Raw genomic sequence first — 14,001 nt, forward strand, 5'->3', positions numbered from 1 at the left:
TTTTCACACCTTACGGGGATCGCTAATTGGCTGGCGAACCAGGAAGATGTAAGCCAGCGCGCCTGCTGCGGTGACGCAGCCGCAAATAATCAACGCCAGGCGGAATGAGTGGGTGGTATCAACGATAAAGCCGGTAATAATCGGCGCGAACGAGGCGCAGATAAAGCTGGCGAAGTTCTGGATACTGCCCACCGACGCGGTCATCCGTGAAGCGACAGCCACGTGGATAAGACCCCAACAGGAAGTCCCGGCGAAATGGATACAGAACAGCGCCATGCCAATCAGCAGAACCGCGCTCATGGAGGTGGTGGCGTTTGGCACCACAAAGGTGAAGGCCGCAGAGCACAGCATCCCGGCGATAATGCAGATTTTACGGCTTTTAATTGGCTGCATTCCGCGTTTTACCAGCCCGTCGGTGACGTAGCCGTTGACCAGCATCCCCGCCGCGCCGAACAGGAAAGGGATCGCCGCCATCAGCCCGGTGCTCTTTAAATCCAGGCTGTAGGCCGTTTGCAGATACCCAGGCAGCCAGGCCAGATACAGCCACGCGGTATAATTAATGCCGCTAAAGCCGAGCATCATGCCCCACATGGTGCGGTTGCGGAACAGGCTGCGCCATTCGGCAAAACTCAACGGGTCGCGACGGGCGTTGACGCTCCCGGCGTTCAGATAAGCCTGTTCGACAGCGGTCAGTTCCACCTGCTCGCGGTTGCGATACAGCATATACCAGCCGATGGCGAGAAAGATGCCCAGCACGCCGATGGTAATAAACATGCCGCGCCAGCCCATGACCAGCATCATTGCCGCCAGAATCGGCGGACTGATGGCTACGCCAATAGTGGATGCCGCGTTAAAAAAGCCCATTGGTCGACCACGTTCTTTGATGTTAAACCAGTCGTTGATGACCTTCACGCCGCACGGGTTCATCGGCGCTTCGCCAATCCCCATGCCGATGCGCACCAGCACAAACTGCGTAAAACTGTGCACCATCCCGGAAAGCGCCTGAAACAGCGACCAGAAGAACATGCCGAGGCCGAGCATAATGCGTGGCCCTTTGCGGTCCAGCAGCGGGCCGCAGGGAAGTTGGGCGATGCCGTAGGCCAGAGAAAAGACCGACAGCAGCGCGCCGATTTCGGTGGCGCTTAGCCCTAACTCTTCCCGGATCGTCAGGTTCGCCACCGACAGCGAACTACGGTCAAGATAATTAATCACCGCCGCGAAAAATAATAAAATCATTGCAGTGGTCTGAATACGTTTTATTCGACTGCTGCGTTGTACCATGCCTTCAGGCGGGACGGTAATATCGGCAGTGGCCGGTTTGTCAAATGAAGAACGCGGTTCGAGGGTAATATTGTCTTTTTCCACGCCGGACTCCCATTACTTGTGTTTATTATTTTCTGCGGGACATCGTGTCGCGCAGCGTTCATGTAAACGATCGGCAAAGGAATATTTTATCCCCGCCGCTCACAATGCTTTTTTAATAACGTCGACAGTTCGTGAGCATAGGTAAGGGATATTTCTTCCGCGTTTTTATTTTGATAAAAGCGTGCGGTGGGTTCCGGAATCCTGTTTTTAATCTGTCTTTAATACGTCTCCTGGACACGCTGATTGATTGAGCGAATCATCGATTGTTTCGCGGTATTCAGATGGTTACGCAGTGCCAGCGTGGCATCGAGATCGCTTCGGCAGATTAATGCGCTGAGGATGGTCATGTGTTCGTCGACGGCGATGATATTGCGCTGCTTCAGGTCACGCTCGTCCCACTGATAGTGGAAATGAAAGATCACGGAGATAATTTCAAGTGACTGATTAAAAAATATATTATCTGCAGCGGAAAGGAGCAACGCGTGAAAATCCCGGTCCAACTGGGAAAACATGCGAAAGCTGCTGCCGATGCTGTCGCGCAGCGTCCGGTGGCGCTCAAGCAAGGTTCGGGCCTGTAACCAGCGCGGGTCGTCATCGGGTAGATTGAGAAAATGCTGCAATGCGTGCGTCTCCAGCATCTCCCGTAGCTCAAAAAGCTGTTCAGCCCACGACTGGTCAAATTGCTTCATACTCCAGTAGCCGCGTTTTTCACTTTGAATGAGGTTATAACGCCCGAATTTTAAAAGGTATTCCCGCACCACGACCGGGCTTACGCCCGCCGCGCGCGCCAGTTGAAGTTCAGAGAAGGTTTCGCCCGCGCGCAGTTGACGCTGGTTGATCATGGTGAAAAACGCCTGCTCAAATATCCGGTTTTGCTCCGCCATCGACGCCGTTGTGCAGGCAAAACCGTCGTCGGCGTCCGGACGGCGGGCGATGACGTAATCACCCGCCACCGGCGTCAGTACGCCGCATGCGCACAGGTGATGAAGGATATGGCGCACGGTCGTTCGGCTGATGTTATACATTTCCGCCAGCGCGCTTTGCGACGGCAGCGGAGAGGGAATATGGCCGCGCGCCATATCGTCGATTACCTGATTAATTACATTGTGGCGTAAATTTTGTGAACGGCTCATTATTTCCTCCTTTTTGCGCATTAAAACCCGATTTAAAACATTTTAATGCGTAGAGTTTCACAAATTAGCTTTCCGGTTACGCCGTTATTTCGCTTTTCATCAATATCTGAAGCAACGAAAAAACCGGAGTGCATGATTATGTCCACAATGACGATGTTGATTTGTCAGGAACCCAAAAAATTAATAGTGAAAAAAACAGAAATTCCGATTCCGGCGCGGTATGAGGCGTTAATTAAAATAAAAACTGTCGGTATTTGCGGTACCGATATTCATGCCTGGGGCGGGAACCAGCCTTTTTTTAACTATCCACGTGTATTAGGCCATGAAATATGTGGGGATATTGTCGCGCTCGGCGAAAAGGTGACTCATCTTAAGGTCGGTCAACAGGTGGCGGTGATCCCTTACGTCTCCTGCCAACAGTGTCCCGCTTGCCTGAGCGGTCGCACAAACTGCTGTGAACATATTTCGGTTATCGGCGTTCACCAGGACGGCGGCTTTGGCGAGTATCTCAGCGTCCCGGAAACGAATTTACTGCTGGCGGAAGATATTGAGCCGGAAGCGGCGGCATTGATTGAGCCTTATGCCATCAGCTCGCATGCGGTTCGACGGGCGGCAATTGCGCCGGGCGAGCAGGTGCTGGTTGTGGGGGCGGGTCCGATCGGGTTGGGCGCAGCGGCGATCGCCAAAGCGGATGGTGCGCAGGTCGTGGTGGCGGATACCAGCCCAGCCCGGCGCGAACATGTCGCCACCCGCCTGGGGCTGCCGGTGGTGGATCCGTCGGCCACAGACTTTGACGCGCAGCTGCGTGCGCAATTTGACGGCGCGCTGGCACAGAAAGTACTGGATGCCACTGGCAGCGCGCACGCGATGAATAACGCAGTTAATCTGATTCGTCACGGCGGCACGATTGTGTTTGTCGGTTTGTTCAAAGGCGATCTTCAGTTTTCCGATCCGGAATTTCACAAGAAAGAGACCACCCTGATGGGCAGCCGTAATGCCACTCCGGAAGATTTTGCCAAAGTGGGGCGCCTGATGGCGGAAGGCAAGCTGACCGCTGAGATGATGCTGACGCATCGCTATCCGTTCAGCCAGCTTGCCGGGATCTTCGAACGTGAAGTGATCAATAACCGGGAACTGATCAAGGGCGTGATAACGTTTTAGCTGTTGCCATACAGCGCCCGGAGCAGTGTGGGGCGCTGTCTTTTTATCCGGCACAGACCAGCAGCGGCGAGTAATAGTTGCTGATGACAACCGCCTCATCAGGCGTTCGTTGAATGTTTAAGAGGCGCTTCTGGTCCTGCGTTATCCCAAGGGCGTATTTTTCGAACACCCCCGCGGGCACGTCATCATGACCGAACCGTTCAACCTGATTGATCTGCAACTGGTAAAAAGCGTCATGGATGTGCTTCCAACTGAAATTCTGCTGGCGCGACACTGTCCAGTGATTCTGCTTATTCATGATATCGCCGTTCAGACTGAAATAACCGGTGCCGTCGGGCGTGAAATGCATCACCACGACGCCTTCAAAGGTAAACGGGTTGTCTGCCCGCCGATCCTTAAAGACCAGGCCTCCCTGACAGGTCATGGCCAACTGCTCACTGTGTTTGATCCACAGCCAGGTGCTCAGAATCACCAGCAGGCTGAGGGCAAGAACGGCGAAGATCCTTTTTTTCTGTTTCACGGTCTACCACTCATAGTAATACAAGGTCTGACAACTGCTGGTGTGTCCGCGAAAGCGCGAGCACTGCGAGAGCACCAGCCGTCCTTGATCGCCATACAGCAGCGGATCCTGAATGTGCACATAAAAGAGCGAGTCGGGCAGACAGCGAAATTCACCGGCTTTTTGTATCTGCGCCAGTAGCGCATCCGCCTGTTCGCGAAAGCCGTCAGGGAAGGGAGTGAAGCTGTAAACCGGACAGGTATCAATGTGGCTGAGCAGAAACAATTCTGCACGCTGACGATGCGCATTCCAGAACAATGCCGCGAGACATAACCCCGTCACGATGAGCGTCACGAGTATCAACGACCCGGTTATGCGCGGGGAGCGGGGGGACGCGGGGGCGCTTTCGCGCGTTTCTGTGTCGAGAGGGATCACGGGCATATCTGCGCTGAGCATAAACCCCACTTTCGGCACCGTGACGATAAACAGGCTGTCGGGCACCAGCGTCGCCAGCATTTTACGCAGGATACTGATGTATTGATTTAGTGAATTACTGGAGCCATGCAGGCCGCGGTTATCCCACACCTCCTGCAGGAACGTCTCGCGTTCAACCACCATGCCGTGGTGGTCGATCAGCAGATTCAGAATGGTCTGCGCGGTGCAGGTTAACGACTGACTTTCCGCAGCGGCGTCATTCTGGAGTGTAAGCGTACCATCCTCGTTGTCGTAAACGAGCATGTCTGCAAGCAGGTATTTCATGGGATTATTGGTAGTCCGGGTGAAAGAGTAGCGGTGTATTTATTTAGTGCGTGAATAATTTTAACGCTAAATGTTATCGGTAACATTGATCCAGACCGGTATTAAACAGATTAATAAGTGAGCGTTACGACAACATCGTCGCTGAACTCACCTGTGCCGGTTAAGGTTTGCGCCGGTACGCTGCCGTACACCGTCACATCCTGAATGCTGCCGTTATGATGGTCCATTTCCAGCGTATTGTTGCCGATCTGGTCTCCCCAGGGGCGGCTCATTGCGGCATCCTGCCAGAGGTTATACGTGAGGCATTGCTGTTGCGAATTGCACATCTGGCGGTTTTGCCCGTGCGCATGTTCTCCGACGCTAAGTCCCAGGGAATAGCGCGTGCCGACAGGACAACGGGCACGGATCGATGCCGTTGAGTTCACCTGGCCGCGTAATGCGGTGCTGTTTACCACGCCAAAGTTGAGCGGCGAGACATTCTGGATGAAACAGCTGTCTGACAGAGTTGCACTGGCGTGTGAGGCGCTGTCGATGGCTTCGCCTTGTGATACGCCGTCCTGACAGGCAGTGAGCGCCTCGGGGCGGGTGGCGCTATTCCACGTTAATCTCAGTCCGAGGGCATAGTTAAAATAACTGCGCACCGGCAGGTTGTTCTGTCCGGCGGGGATCTCCGCGTTTAAGGGAAAACTGCCGCTGCCGACCTGATTGCCGCCCACCGTTAGCGGCGTTTGCAGCGCGCGACCCGCCGTTTGCGCGGTAAGCGGCCGGGTATTGTCCACGGCGCTGTACAGGTTAAACAGCATCGTGTACGCCTTGCCTTCCTCATCGCCGTTGGAGGTCATCTTAAACGGGCTGGCCTCAAGGCTGCTCAGGCAGACGTTGAAGTAGCGCGTTTCGCCGAAATCGGCATAGCAACTGAAATGGACGCTGGCATGCGTCGTACTGGCGCTGCCGGTCACCAGCGTACCAAACGTGACGCCTGCGCCCTGGGTTATCCAGCATTTGCTGGCGCTGGCGTTAAAAGCCGACAGAATAAACAGCAGTAGCGCGAACAGCGGGCGCTGGCTTACAGACACGACAGCTCTCCCAGATTAACCGGACCAGCCTGCGGTTCAGAGGCGGGCAGACGGATCTGGCAGCGTCCTGCCGGCTGTTGTATCTCCAGTTTTCCCGGCATGGGCGGATTTTCCAGCCAGATAAACCCGTCGCGTCCGACAATCGTGGCGCCGTCGGGAGTATTGACCCTGCTGCCCATCGAAAGCGGATGACGCTGTTTATCCACTACCTTTGCCGTGACTAACCGCGAACGGTGGACGTGAAAGTCGACCTTCACCGCTTCGGTGACGCCCGGCGCGGCGTGGATATCCGTCATCGGCGTCACCACGTCCGGCGGCAACCTCAGCGGATCCAGGGTAATTTTGCTCTGGTGGTAGCGAGGCAGATCGGTCAGCAGCAGAAAGCCATTTTCATCGGTTTCGCCCGCAGGCCGGTTTTCGATGGCGATGGGGATATGACCTATGCCGTTAGTGGTGATCAGCGCCATGCCCTGCTGATTGTAGCGCAGCGCATAGGCGTGTTTTTCCAGGAGCATCAGGGAGCCTTCGCCGGTGAGGTAGCGGCTGTTCTCGCGGTTGTCGCGATCCAGACCAACGCGCCATTCGCCATAGCGGCTCAAATGCCCAAGTTCCGCATGCTGCTGCCTGAGCTGACCGTCGCTGCGGGCAAGCTGCCAGGACCAGCCGCCCTGCAGGTCATCGGGTTGATGGCGATAATCCCAGCGAGTTGCGGTCTGGCGGGTCTGGAACGACACCGTGTCCCGCCTTCCCAGTGGCAAAGAGAGCAGAAGCTGAACGGTTTTGTCGCCATTGCTGAGTGAATGGCTATAGCCCAGCGTGGCAGAAATCCGGTTATCAAAGGTACGCGACCAACTGGCATTGATGTAGCGTACGCTGTCCTGCCGCACCCAGCCCGCACCGAGTGTGCCCCAGTCCGGTAACGCCTGGCTGAGCCACAGGCTGTCGCTGCGGCTGACGGGCAGACTTCCGCTGACCCGGGCAATATCAGACCAGTCGTCGCTGCTGCGGCTGGTGTTCAGCGAAAAACCGCTGCCCTGCGCGTTCCACTGATAGCCCAGCCCCCATTTCACGCCGTTGCCCACCTTTCCCTGGCTGGTCGCCAGATGACCGCTGAGCACCCCGGCGCGTGGCGAGGGTAGCCAGTCGCTGGCGATGCCGATATTGTGCGCCTGTCGATGCTGCTCGCTATGGACGCCCAGCGTCAGTTGGTTGCTGACCCCGTAGCGCCATCCCGCATCCAGTAGCGGGGATGCGGCGTAATCGTTTGAGTGTTCGGCATAATTTTCCCGTAGCCAACCGATATCCAGCGAATGGCTGCTCATCCCTTTCGCCAGCATGTCTGGCGTACCGTATACGTCGAGAGTGACCTCTCGCCGCTGTCCATTGATGTCGGTGATCACCACCTGCGCCTGCCCGCGACCAGAAAAGGTCGGCATCGTATCCAGAACGTAGTTGCCCGGCGCGACCCGCTGGCGGCTTTGTCGCAGGCCGTCAATGTACAAATCGACCGTTGACGGCAAAACCACGCTGTCGCTGAATTCTGCCCGTGGCGCGGTATTCAGCCGGGGATCAAGCTGAAAGTTGCGCGACAGATGCAGCCCGGCAAACCGTACCTGGCGGCTCCAGCTTACCCCGGTGGTGATGGCGTCACCGAGCGTCAGGCTGGTTAACGACTGCGGCATATCGTATTGCCAGGCTGTCATCAGACGGGTATGGCGGGTGCGCGCGTCATTCTGCCCCTGCTGAATGCGGCTGTTCATGCTGCTGCTCAGTTGGCCAGGCAGCCATCCGGAGCTTTGCATCCGGCTCTGGACGCTAGCCTGTCGTTCCGTTGCGCTTTCGCTGGCGTACAGTGAATAGTCGAGAGAGAGCGTCCCCATGGTTTCCGCCTGCGGCAGCACCTGTGACGACGGGGGCGGCTGGCTGACCAGATGTTGACGATGGTTTAATGCCGACGGTTTGAGCGTTAGCGACAGATGCTGTTGCAGAGGGTCAAACTCCGCCTTAATGTCCTTGCGAGAAGCGAGATCGATCCAGGGGCGACTGTCATCGTTCAACGCGATCCCCAGAGATTTCGCGTCGCGGCTGGCGAGCCAGAGAGCGTTATCCTCAACGCGTACCGCCCAGAGTCCGTCGTGAACATAATGGTTAACGGTGATGGACAGGTACAGCGTGGTTTTCACAGAGGGTTCAGCGTGGAGTGTCATGGGCAGTAGCCACAGCAGCAGGATGTACCTTAAGCAGGCTGGCTTCAGTATTTTCATTCAGATAGGCGCGCAGGGCGGATAGCAGGCGACGGTGATCGCGTTTAAACGGAAGCATGAACCGCTGTCCTGCCAGTACATAACCCGCCAGACCCGGGAGTGTTTCTATGGGGTGGCCATCGTTCGCCAGCGCCTGAACGTTACTCAGACGAATATGCGATGTTCCGCGGTTTTGGCACCAGATATCCTTCTCTTGCTGCGCGCAGGCGAGCTGCGAAATGTCATCCAGCGCCGCGTTGTGTTCCGCTGCGATAAACAGAGGGATCGAATAGCGCAACAGAAAATGGACGCCGGTATGACTGGCGCCAGCGGCGGAAAGCCCTGGCAGTTCGTCGATCTGCAGGCGAAAGCTCTGTTCATGCGCGTGTAAGCCTGGGTTGAGTACCACGATGCGCACCAGTTGCTGTTGTCCGGGCTCCAGTGAGGCCACCGCCGGGCTGCTGACGATGTCGTCGGTCAGCGTGAGGACGTCTTTACCGTCGTCCTGCGTCCAGTCATAGATTCGCACCTGCGCGTGAATCGGCGTATCGCCTGTGTTGGTGAGATACAGGGCGGCGGCGCGCTGATGTGGGTTAAGATTCAGCGTCACGGGGGCGACCTGTAACGTGGCGGACTCGGCGTAACGGCTTAACAAACCGAGGATAGCCAGACAAAACAGCGTCAACAGAAATAGCCAGCGCATATTAGTACACCAGATTCAGCGTCACATCATCGCTGTATAAACCGGCCCTGGCCTCGGCCAGCGCGCCAGCCTCAATGACGCCGTAGAGGGTTTCTGACTGCGTTTGACCGTTACCCGTGCCTTCGATGCCGCCGCTGGCGTTTACCGGCGTTTTCTTACTTTCGTCGGCATACAGCTTATAGGCGATATTTTTCGCGCCGAGGCTACTGTCTTCTGCTTTCAGCCAGAATGTTCCATCGTTTTCGCTGTCGGCGCTGGCGGCAGAAAGCGAAAACGGCGTACCGTTAGTGCACAGCACGCTGAGCTGCGTACTGGCCTGAATCTCGTTGGTTTCGTCGGAACCGTGGCGAGAAAAATTCAGATCGTTAGCCTGCAGCGTGCAGGACTTCAGCACCTCCAGCGAGACGTGCAGTGTGGCGCTGGCCGTGCTGTCAGCCCACGCCAGCGGCGCGACAAGTGCGGATAAACTGAGACAAAGCGCCGGGAGCGCGCGGGAAGAAATTTTCATGTTTTCGTCCTTACGATGACAGGTAAAGCGAACGGCTTTCCATCAGATGCATTTTTCGATGCAGTTCCGCCAGCGTATGGCAATGAAACTTGACCATCGCGTTGCGTCTATGGGTGTAAATGGTTTTCGGCGATTTGTTCATCATTTCGGCAATTTTCATGGTGGAAAATCCCTTAATGATCAATAAACAAACGCTCACTTCTGTTCGGGTCAGTGGCGCATCTTTCTGGATCGTGCGGCGAAAATCAGGGTGACGGAGATGATTGGCAAACTGCTTTAGCGTCAGAGTGTCACGGATTACGCAGACGTTTTCAGGCGGCAGGATTTGCTGCACTTCGCGCAGACGGTTGTCAGGGGTGACGACCAACCATCTTCTGCTGCTGGCGTCGTTAAGCATCGTTTCGCGTAGCTGAAACAGACTCTTACTGGAGAGATCGTTGTGCCAGGCAATCGACAGTTGTGGTTCGCCCATCTCGCGGATTAAGTGGCGTAACCCTGACCAGAGATAGTAGTTGTCGCTGTATACAATGAGCTGATAACGCTCTGCAAATGAGGGAGTCATAGTGCTGGTTTATTCCACAGATAACCCTGGCCGTAATGCGCCGTAGAGCGGCAGGCTAATTCGTAATCGTTGACGGTCTCAATGCCTTCTATCAGCACTTCTTCCGCAATCTGTCGGCAACGCTGAGCCAGCTTCAACAGCGGAGTTTGCTGTTCGCGACCGGCCCAGAAGGCGTGTTTGTCGATTTTCGCACCGGAAAAGGCGTAGGCCTGTTCGAGCAGGCAGGTGAGAATGTCGTCATGGACATCGTCGGCCCAGACGGCAATGCCCATTTGGCGAAGGGTGGCGATGCGCTCACGTAGCCTGCGGCTTTCGTCAGGGCTGAGCGCGCGGAGACGCTCAAGGTCTGTGAGCTCAATGGCAATCTTTTCCGGCTGATGCACTTCCGCTGCCAGGCGTTCTATGAACCCCTCGCTCAGCAGCACATCCTCACTGGCGTTGAGATAATATTTACCCGTCTGCGTTGTTTGCAGGACGTGAGTGAGCTGAGCAAAAAAGAGGCTGAACCTGTCCTGCAACGATAAGTGACTGAAAAAATGCTCCAGGTCTACCTCATCAGGGGCGGTGGACAACACCTCCCAGGCGATAACGTTTTCACTTTGTAAAACGCGGATAGATTCGAATTTATAACCTGTAAGCATGATAACCGGCGCGTTCGCTTGCCCTGAAAATGAATGTCGGGAAAGCGTAAGGGATTATCTTTCTGCAGGATATTTATAAATATAATTTCTATTTATAAGGTTGTAATGACTGGTTTTTTATTTTTTTATAGGTTTATATTTTGTGTTTAAGGGGTAAAGGCGGAATATTATCCCGCCTGATAATGTTAGCTTTGGCCGTTAACCACTTTGATTTCCACCATCCCAATACCGAGCTTACGCGGTGAGTGGCCGAGGATATTGCCTTCGTTTGTGGAAACCGGTTCAGGCGGAACAATCACCAGCGTATCCGCCTCGGAGGGGTTTTCAAAATGAAGCGTGGTGGTGGTGACGTCGTGACCTAATACCAGCGTCTGCTCTTGCTTGCCAACCCGCACCGGAATTGGGCGGTTAGCGTTGTCGCCGAATGCCTTCGCGGTGATCACCAGGTCAAATTTTTTCGGCAGCGGCTGCTTGTATTCGATTTTCACCTCATCGCCGAGCTGGGCGTTCGACCAGCGTCCCCACGATTCCGGGCGGGAAATCCCGCTGAACTGCTTCACTTCTTCCGGCGCGCCAGCCACGTTGAAGACAAAACTGTCGGCTTTGTAGCGGATGTCGTTATCAACGATCTTCAGCGTGTCGACGTTGCCTTTATAACGTTCCATGTCGATGAGCGTCTCGTTGAATGCCGTTTTGCCTTTCCACTGCGCTTTGTCGACATGTTGTACGATTTGCTGACCGCCAAGCTGTCCTTGCGACACGCACCAGTCAGTCGAAAGCGCCAGTTCCGGCGCCCACAGCTGGCCCATCTTGTAGCAGCGATCGACCCAGACGAAGTTATCTCGCGGGGCGAAATCGGCAAGCTGGAAGCGCAGCGGTGCGGAGTATTCACTTTCCGGCAGCGGCTCGACGCGCTTGTCGGAGACCCGCAGCAGCAGCGGCAGACGGAAATGACTGCCGGAAAAAGCGATCATGTTTTTATCCCGATCGACGGTGAACGTTTTCATCTCTTTCGGGAAGTTCCACAAACGGATAACGTCCGGCTTCATCGACAGGATTTTTTCTTTGCTGTTAAGGAAGATTTCGGACAAGGACCGACCGGATAAGCTGCTGCGGCCAAGACCGATAAAGTTATCGCCGCCGAGAATATCCAGCACCGTTGCGCCGTTATCCATGGTGTTACGCTTGACCGCCAGCGTCTCCTGCTGCGGCTTGTCGCCACGCAGCACAAAGAACAGATTATTACGATCCTGCTTGTTCAGGTATTTCCATGCGGTGTTGTTCATAGCCAGATGGTCAGAAGAGACCACGATAACGGTGTCTTTAAACCATGGTGACGCTTTGATTTTCTGGATAAAGGCGGCAATGTTTTCCTGGCTGCAGCTTACCGCGCTGAATGACTGGTTCGGCTTACCGTCAAAATCGTAGCGCTTACGATTACAGGTGCGCGAAATAAAGCCATCCGGGTGATGGGTATCGACCGTTAGGGTAAACAGTGAGAAACGCTGGCCGGAACGGGACAGTTCTTCAAACTTCTTCCACGCTTCGTCCAGCACCGTATCGTCGTAAAAGCCCCAGTCGTTGCGGTAGGCCGGATCTGCCACCACGTTTTTTAACTCCTCCGCGCCATACAGATGGTCAAAGCCGTGGGATTTCAGAAATACGTCTTTTCCGGCAAAACGCAGGTTAGCGCCCTGGACAAAATAGTTCTGGTAGCCGGAGTTTTTCAGGATATCCCCCAGACAAATATTCTGCGGGAAGAAACTGGAAACGGACGCCGAGGCATTACCTTCAAACGGGGCGAACAGCGGAATGCCGCACTGCGAAGCGACCATTCCGGCGATGGTGTAGTCGGTGCCCGGCAGTTGTTGAGTGTGGCTAAAGTCCAGCCCTTCATTTTTCAGCGCCCCCAGTTCCGGGGTCAGATCCGGAAAAGCGTCGTTATCGAAATACGTACGTTCGAGGCTTTCACCATAGATGTAAACCAGATTCAGCTTCGGGTCAGGAATACGCTTCGCAGGCTCTTTATAGTATGTCGCGAAATCAGGATCGCCATCGCGGGTCTGGGATTTTACCAGTTCGGTGATCTGGCGAAAGGCCGGGCTGGCATCCACTGAACCGAGGGCCAGCAGCAATGCCAGCAGGCTGTAGCCAAAATGGTGCGGGTGGTGGCGACGACGGCGCAGCACCCAGCCCAGCGCGCCAAAGACCGCCACTAACGCCAGCGCAATGCCGACGCCTGGCAGGATGTACTTGCCCACGCCTGCGCCCGTCAGACTGTTGGTCAACGTGTAGAGCACTGCGTCGTTAATGCCGTCACCGGTAAAATAGTCGCTGGCGTAGAGCGTGATATTTAAAATCACAAACAGCCCCAGCACGGTTAATGTTGCGGCAAACCACCAGGTGTTGCGACCCGCTTTCCACGCATAAATGAATACGGAAGCGAGAAACAGAACGATGGAAAGTAACTCAGACAACAGACGATCCTCACGAATAGCCTTCTTGCAGAAAGGCGCTTAACCAGGCGTTGGCTGGCAGTGAATCTTTTTTCAGGAAGTACAATGTAATGGGGTTGTCACTTAGCTGCAATTCTAGTGACATATTAATGCGATGTTATTCAGAATTGGTTTAGAAATAGACTTTTTTGATCGCCGTCACTTCCCGCTATACGGGGGACGAGAGGGGGGAGAAGGATAAAAAGAAGCGGCAAACGCCGCGCCAGCCGGGAGACAGCTGAAACGCGGCTTCTGGCGTCAGGAAATGAAGTTCATTCCCTGCTTTAGCACCAGGTCACAGGCTTTCGTTTTCACTTTTTCCGCCAGCGGCGTGCTGCCGATAGTGTTGAGGTTAAGCTGTTGGCCGTCTTTGGTATTCAGCAGACCCTGAATGCCGTCCAGATAGTGAGTGTCCTGCTTCTGCTCTGTCGCACCCAGCCCGAGTTTATCCAGTACCTGATTTTTCACGTTTTCCGCGTCGGTTACCGAGGCCAGTTTCTGCTTCGCGCAGTACTGTAAAATACCTGCGGCGTTGTTCATATTGTTCGCGCTCAGCGCCTGATTGCCGCCGTTAAGCAGGCTGGTCAGGGAAGAAAGCGACGTTCCGCTCTGGGAAGAAGAGGCGCTTTGCTTGCTCAGTTCATTGGCGGCGCTGGAAAGCGACTCCTGCCAGGAGGCGGCAAAGGTGCTGGTGGCGATAAACACGCTGGCGGTTACCGCGCAGCCCAGAAGGTATTTAGCTGTTTTCATCATACTGACTCATGTAAGGAAGTTATCGGTATGGCGGATTACCCGGCCTGATGACATGAATCGCAGACCGGATAAGCGTAGCGCCATCAGGCACGTTTAGCGCAGT

13 protein-coding genes are annotated in these 14,001 nt (G+C 55.1%); 1 reads left to right on the forward strand and 12 read right to left on the reverse strand.

Annotated elements, in window-relative coordinates; translation table 11 throughout:
- Positions 1-3: 3 nt before the first annotated feature.
- Together HVX72_RS03240 and HVX72_RS03245 are read right to left on the reverse strand one after the other, a co-directional pair.
- Positions 4-1,365: an MFS transporter gene (locus tag HVX72_RS03240; RefSeq protein WP_181822533.1), complete on the reverse strand. Its 1,362-nt coding sequence runs from the start codon at positions 1,363-1,365 to the stop codon at positions 4-6.
- A gap of 218 nt (positions 1,366-1,583) precedes the next feature.
- Positions 1,584-2,498, reverse strand: coding sequence for a GntR family transcriptional regulator (locus HVX72_RS03245; protein WP_042292297.1), 915 nt, complete (start codon positions 2,496-2,498; stop codon positions 1,584-1,586).
- A gap of 138 nt (positions 2,499-2,636) precedes the next feature.
- Here HVX72_RS03245 and HVX72_RS03250 point away from each other — a divergent pair, with 138 nt between their 5' ends.
- Positions 2,637-3,659, forward strand: a complete 1,023-nt coding sequence (locus HVX72_RS03250; RefSeq protein ID WP_181822534.1) for a zinc-binding alcohol dehydrogenase family protein — start codon at positions 2,637-2,639, stop codon at positions 3,657-3,659.
- A gap of 43 nt (positions 3,660-3,702) precedes the next feature.
- Here the strand turns inward: HVX72_RS03250 and HVX72_RS03255 are convergent, their stop codons facing one another.
- From HVX72_RS03255 to HVX72_RS03300, 10 genes are all read right to left on the reverse strand, one after another.
- Positions 3,703-4,179: a hypothetical protein gene (locus HVX72_RS03255; protein WP_060570323.1), complete on the reverse strand. Its 477-nt coding sequence runs from the start codon at positions 4,177-4,179 to the stop codon at positions 3,703-3,705.
- 3 nt (positions 4,180-4,182) lie between these two features.
- Positions 4,183-4,917: a winged helix-turn-helix domain-containing protein gene (locus HVX72_RS03260; protein WP_042292295.1), complete on the reverse strand. Its 735-nt coding sequence runs from the start codon at positions 4,915-4,917 to the stop codon at positions 4,183-4,185.
- A 110-nt stretch (positions 4,918-5,027) separates the two neighbouring features.
- Positions 5,028-5,993 carry a spore coat U domain-containing protein gene (locus tag HVX72_RS03265; RefSeq protein ID WP_181822535.1) on the reverse strand — a complete coding sequence of 322 codons (966 nt, stop codon included), beginning with the start codon at positions 5,991-5,993 and terminating at the stop codon, positions 5,028-5,030.
- A complete protein-coding gene (locus tag HVX72_RS03270; protein WP_181822536.1) occupies positions 5,984-8,200 on the reverse strand; it encodes a fimbria/pilus outer membrane usher protein in 2,217 nt (738 codons plus the stop codon). The genes HVX72_RS03265 and HVX72_RS03270 overlap by 10 nt, the downstream gene beginning before the upstream one ends.
- Positions 8,184-8,939 (reverse strand): fimbria/pilus periplasmic chaperone, encoded by a 756-nt coding sequence (locus HVX72_RS03275; RefSeq protein WP_181822537.1) that lies wholly within the window; start codon positions 8,937-8,939, stop codon positions 8,184-8,186. Before HVX72_RS03275 ends, HVX72_RS03270 begins: the two co-directional genes overlap by 17 nt.
- A 1-nt stretch (position 8,940) precedes the next feature.
- Positions 8,941-9,447: a spore coat U domain-containing protein gene (locus HVX72_RS03280; protein WP_042292287.1), complete on the reverse strand. Its 507-nt coding sequence runs from the start codon at positions 9,445-9,447 to the stop codon at positions 8,941-8,943.
- A gap of 10 nt (positions 9,448-9,457) precedes the next feature.
- Positions 9,458-10,009, reverse strand: a complete 552-nt coding sequence (locus HVX72_RS03285) for a helix-turn-helix transcriptional regulator (RefSeq protein ID WP_181822538.1) — start codon at positions 10,007-10,009, stop codon at positions 9,458-9,460.
- Positions 10,006-10,650, reverse strand: coding sequence for an EAL domain-containing protein (locus tag HVX72_RS03290; RefSeq protein ID WP_060570317.1), 645 nt, complete (start codon positions 10,648-10,650; stop codon positions 10,006-10,008). Before HVX72_RS03290 ends, HVX72_RS03285 begins: the two co-directional genes overlap by 4 nt.
- A 185-nt stretch (positions 10,651-10,835) precedes the next feature.
- On the reverse strand, positions 10,836-13,127 hold the full coding sequence (gene opgB / locus HVX72_RS03295; protein ID WP_060570316.1) for a phosphatidylglycerol--membrane-oligosaccharide glycerophosphotransferase: 2,292 nt from the start codon (positions 13,125-13,127) through the stop codon (positions 10,836-10,838).
- Positions 13,128-13,403: 276 nt separating this feature from the next.
- Entirely contained in the window at positions 13,404-13,898 is a 495-nt protein-coding gene (locus HVX72_RS03300; RefSeq protein WP_072015037.1) for a DUF2501 domain-containing protein, read from the reverse strand.
- Positions 13,899-14,001 lie beyond the last annotated feature (103 nt).

The organism is Citrobacter sp. RHB21-C05, from assembly GCF_013889015.1.
In the GTDB taxonomy this organism is placed as follows: Bacteria; Pseudomonadota; Gammaproteobacteria; order Enterobacterales; family Enterobacteriaceae; genus Citrobacter_A; species Citrobacter_A sedlakii.

What these genes read in the sequence shown, in the direction of transcription:
- HVX72_RS03245 (WP_042292297.1), bottom strand. Translation starts at nt 2,498, where the DNA reads ATGAGCCGTTCACAAAATTTACGCCACAATGTAATTAATCAGGTAATC.
- HVX72_RS03250 (WP_181822534.1), top strand. Translation starts at nt 2,637, where the DNA reads ATGTCCACAATGACGATGTTGATTTGTCAGGAACCCAAAAAATTAATA.
- HVX72_RS03260 (WP_042292295.1), bottom strand. Translation starts at nt 4,917, where the DNA reads ATGAAATACCTGCTTGCAGACATGCTCGTTTACGACAACGAGGATGGT.
- HVX72_RS03270 (WP_181822536.1), bottom strand. Translation starts at nt 8,200, where the DNA reads ATGACACTCCACGCTGAACCCTCTGTGAAAACCACGCTGTACCTGTCC.
- HVX72_RS03275 (WP_181822537.1), bottom strand. Translation starts at nt 8,939, where the DNA reads ATGCGCTGGCTATTTCTGTTGACGCTGTTTTGTCTGGCTATCCTCGGT.
- HVX72_RS03280 (WP_042292287.1), bottom strand. Translation starts at nt 9,447, where the DNA reads ATGAAAATTTCTTCCCGCGCGCTCCCGGCGCTTTGTCTCAGTTTATCC.
- HVX72_RS03285 (WP_181822538.1), bottom strand. Translation starts at nt 10,009, where the DNA reads ATGACTCCCTCATTTGCAGAGCGTTATCAGCTCATTGTATACAGCGAC.
- HVX72_RS03290 (WP_060570317.1), bottom strand. Translation starts at nt 10,650, where the DNA reads ATGCTTACAGGTTATAAATTCGAATCTATCCGCGTTTTACAAAGTGAA.
- HVX72_RS03300 (WP_072015037.1), bottom strand. Translation starts at nt 13,898, where the DNA reads ATGATGAAAACAGCTAAATACCTTCTGGGCTGCGCGGTAACCGCCAGC.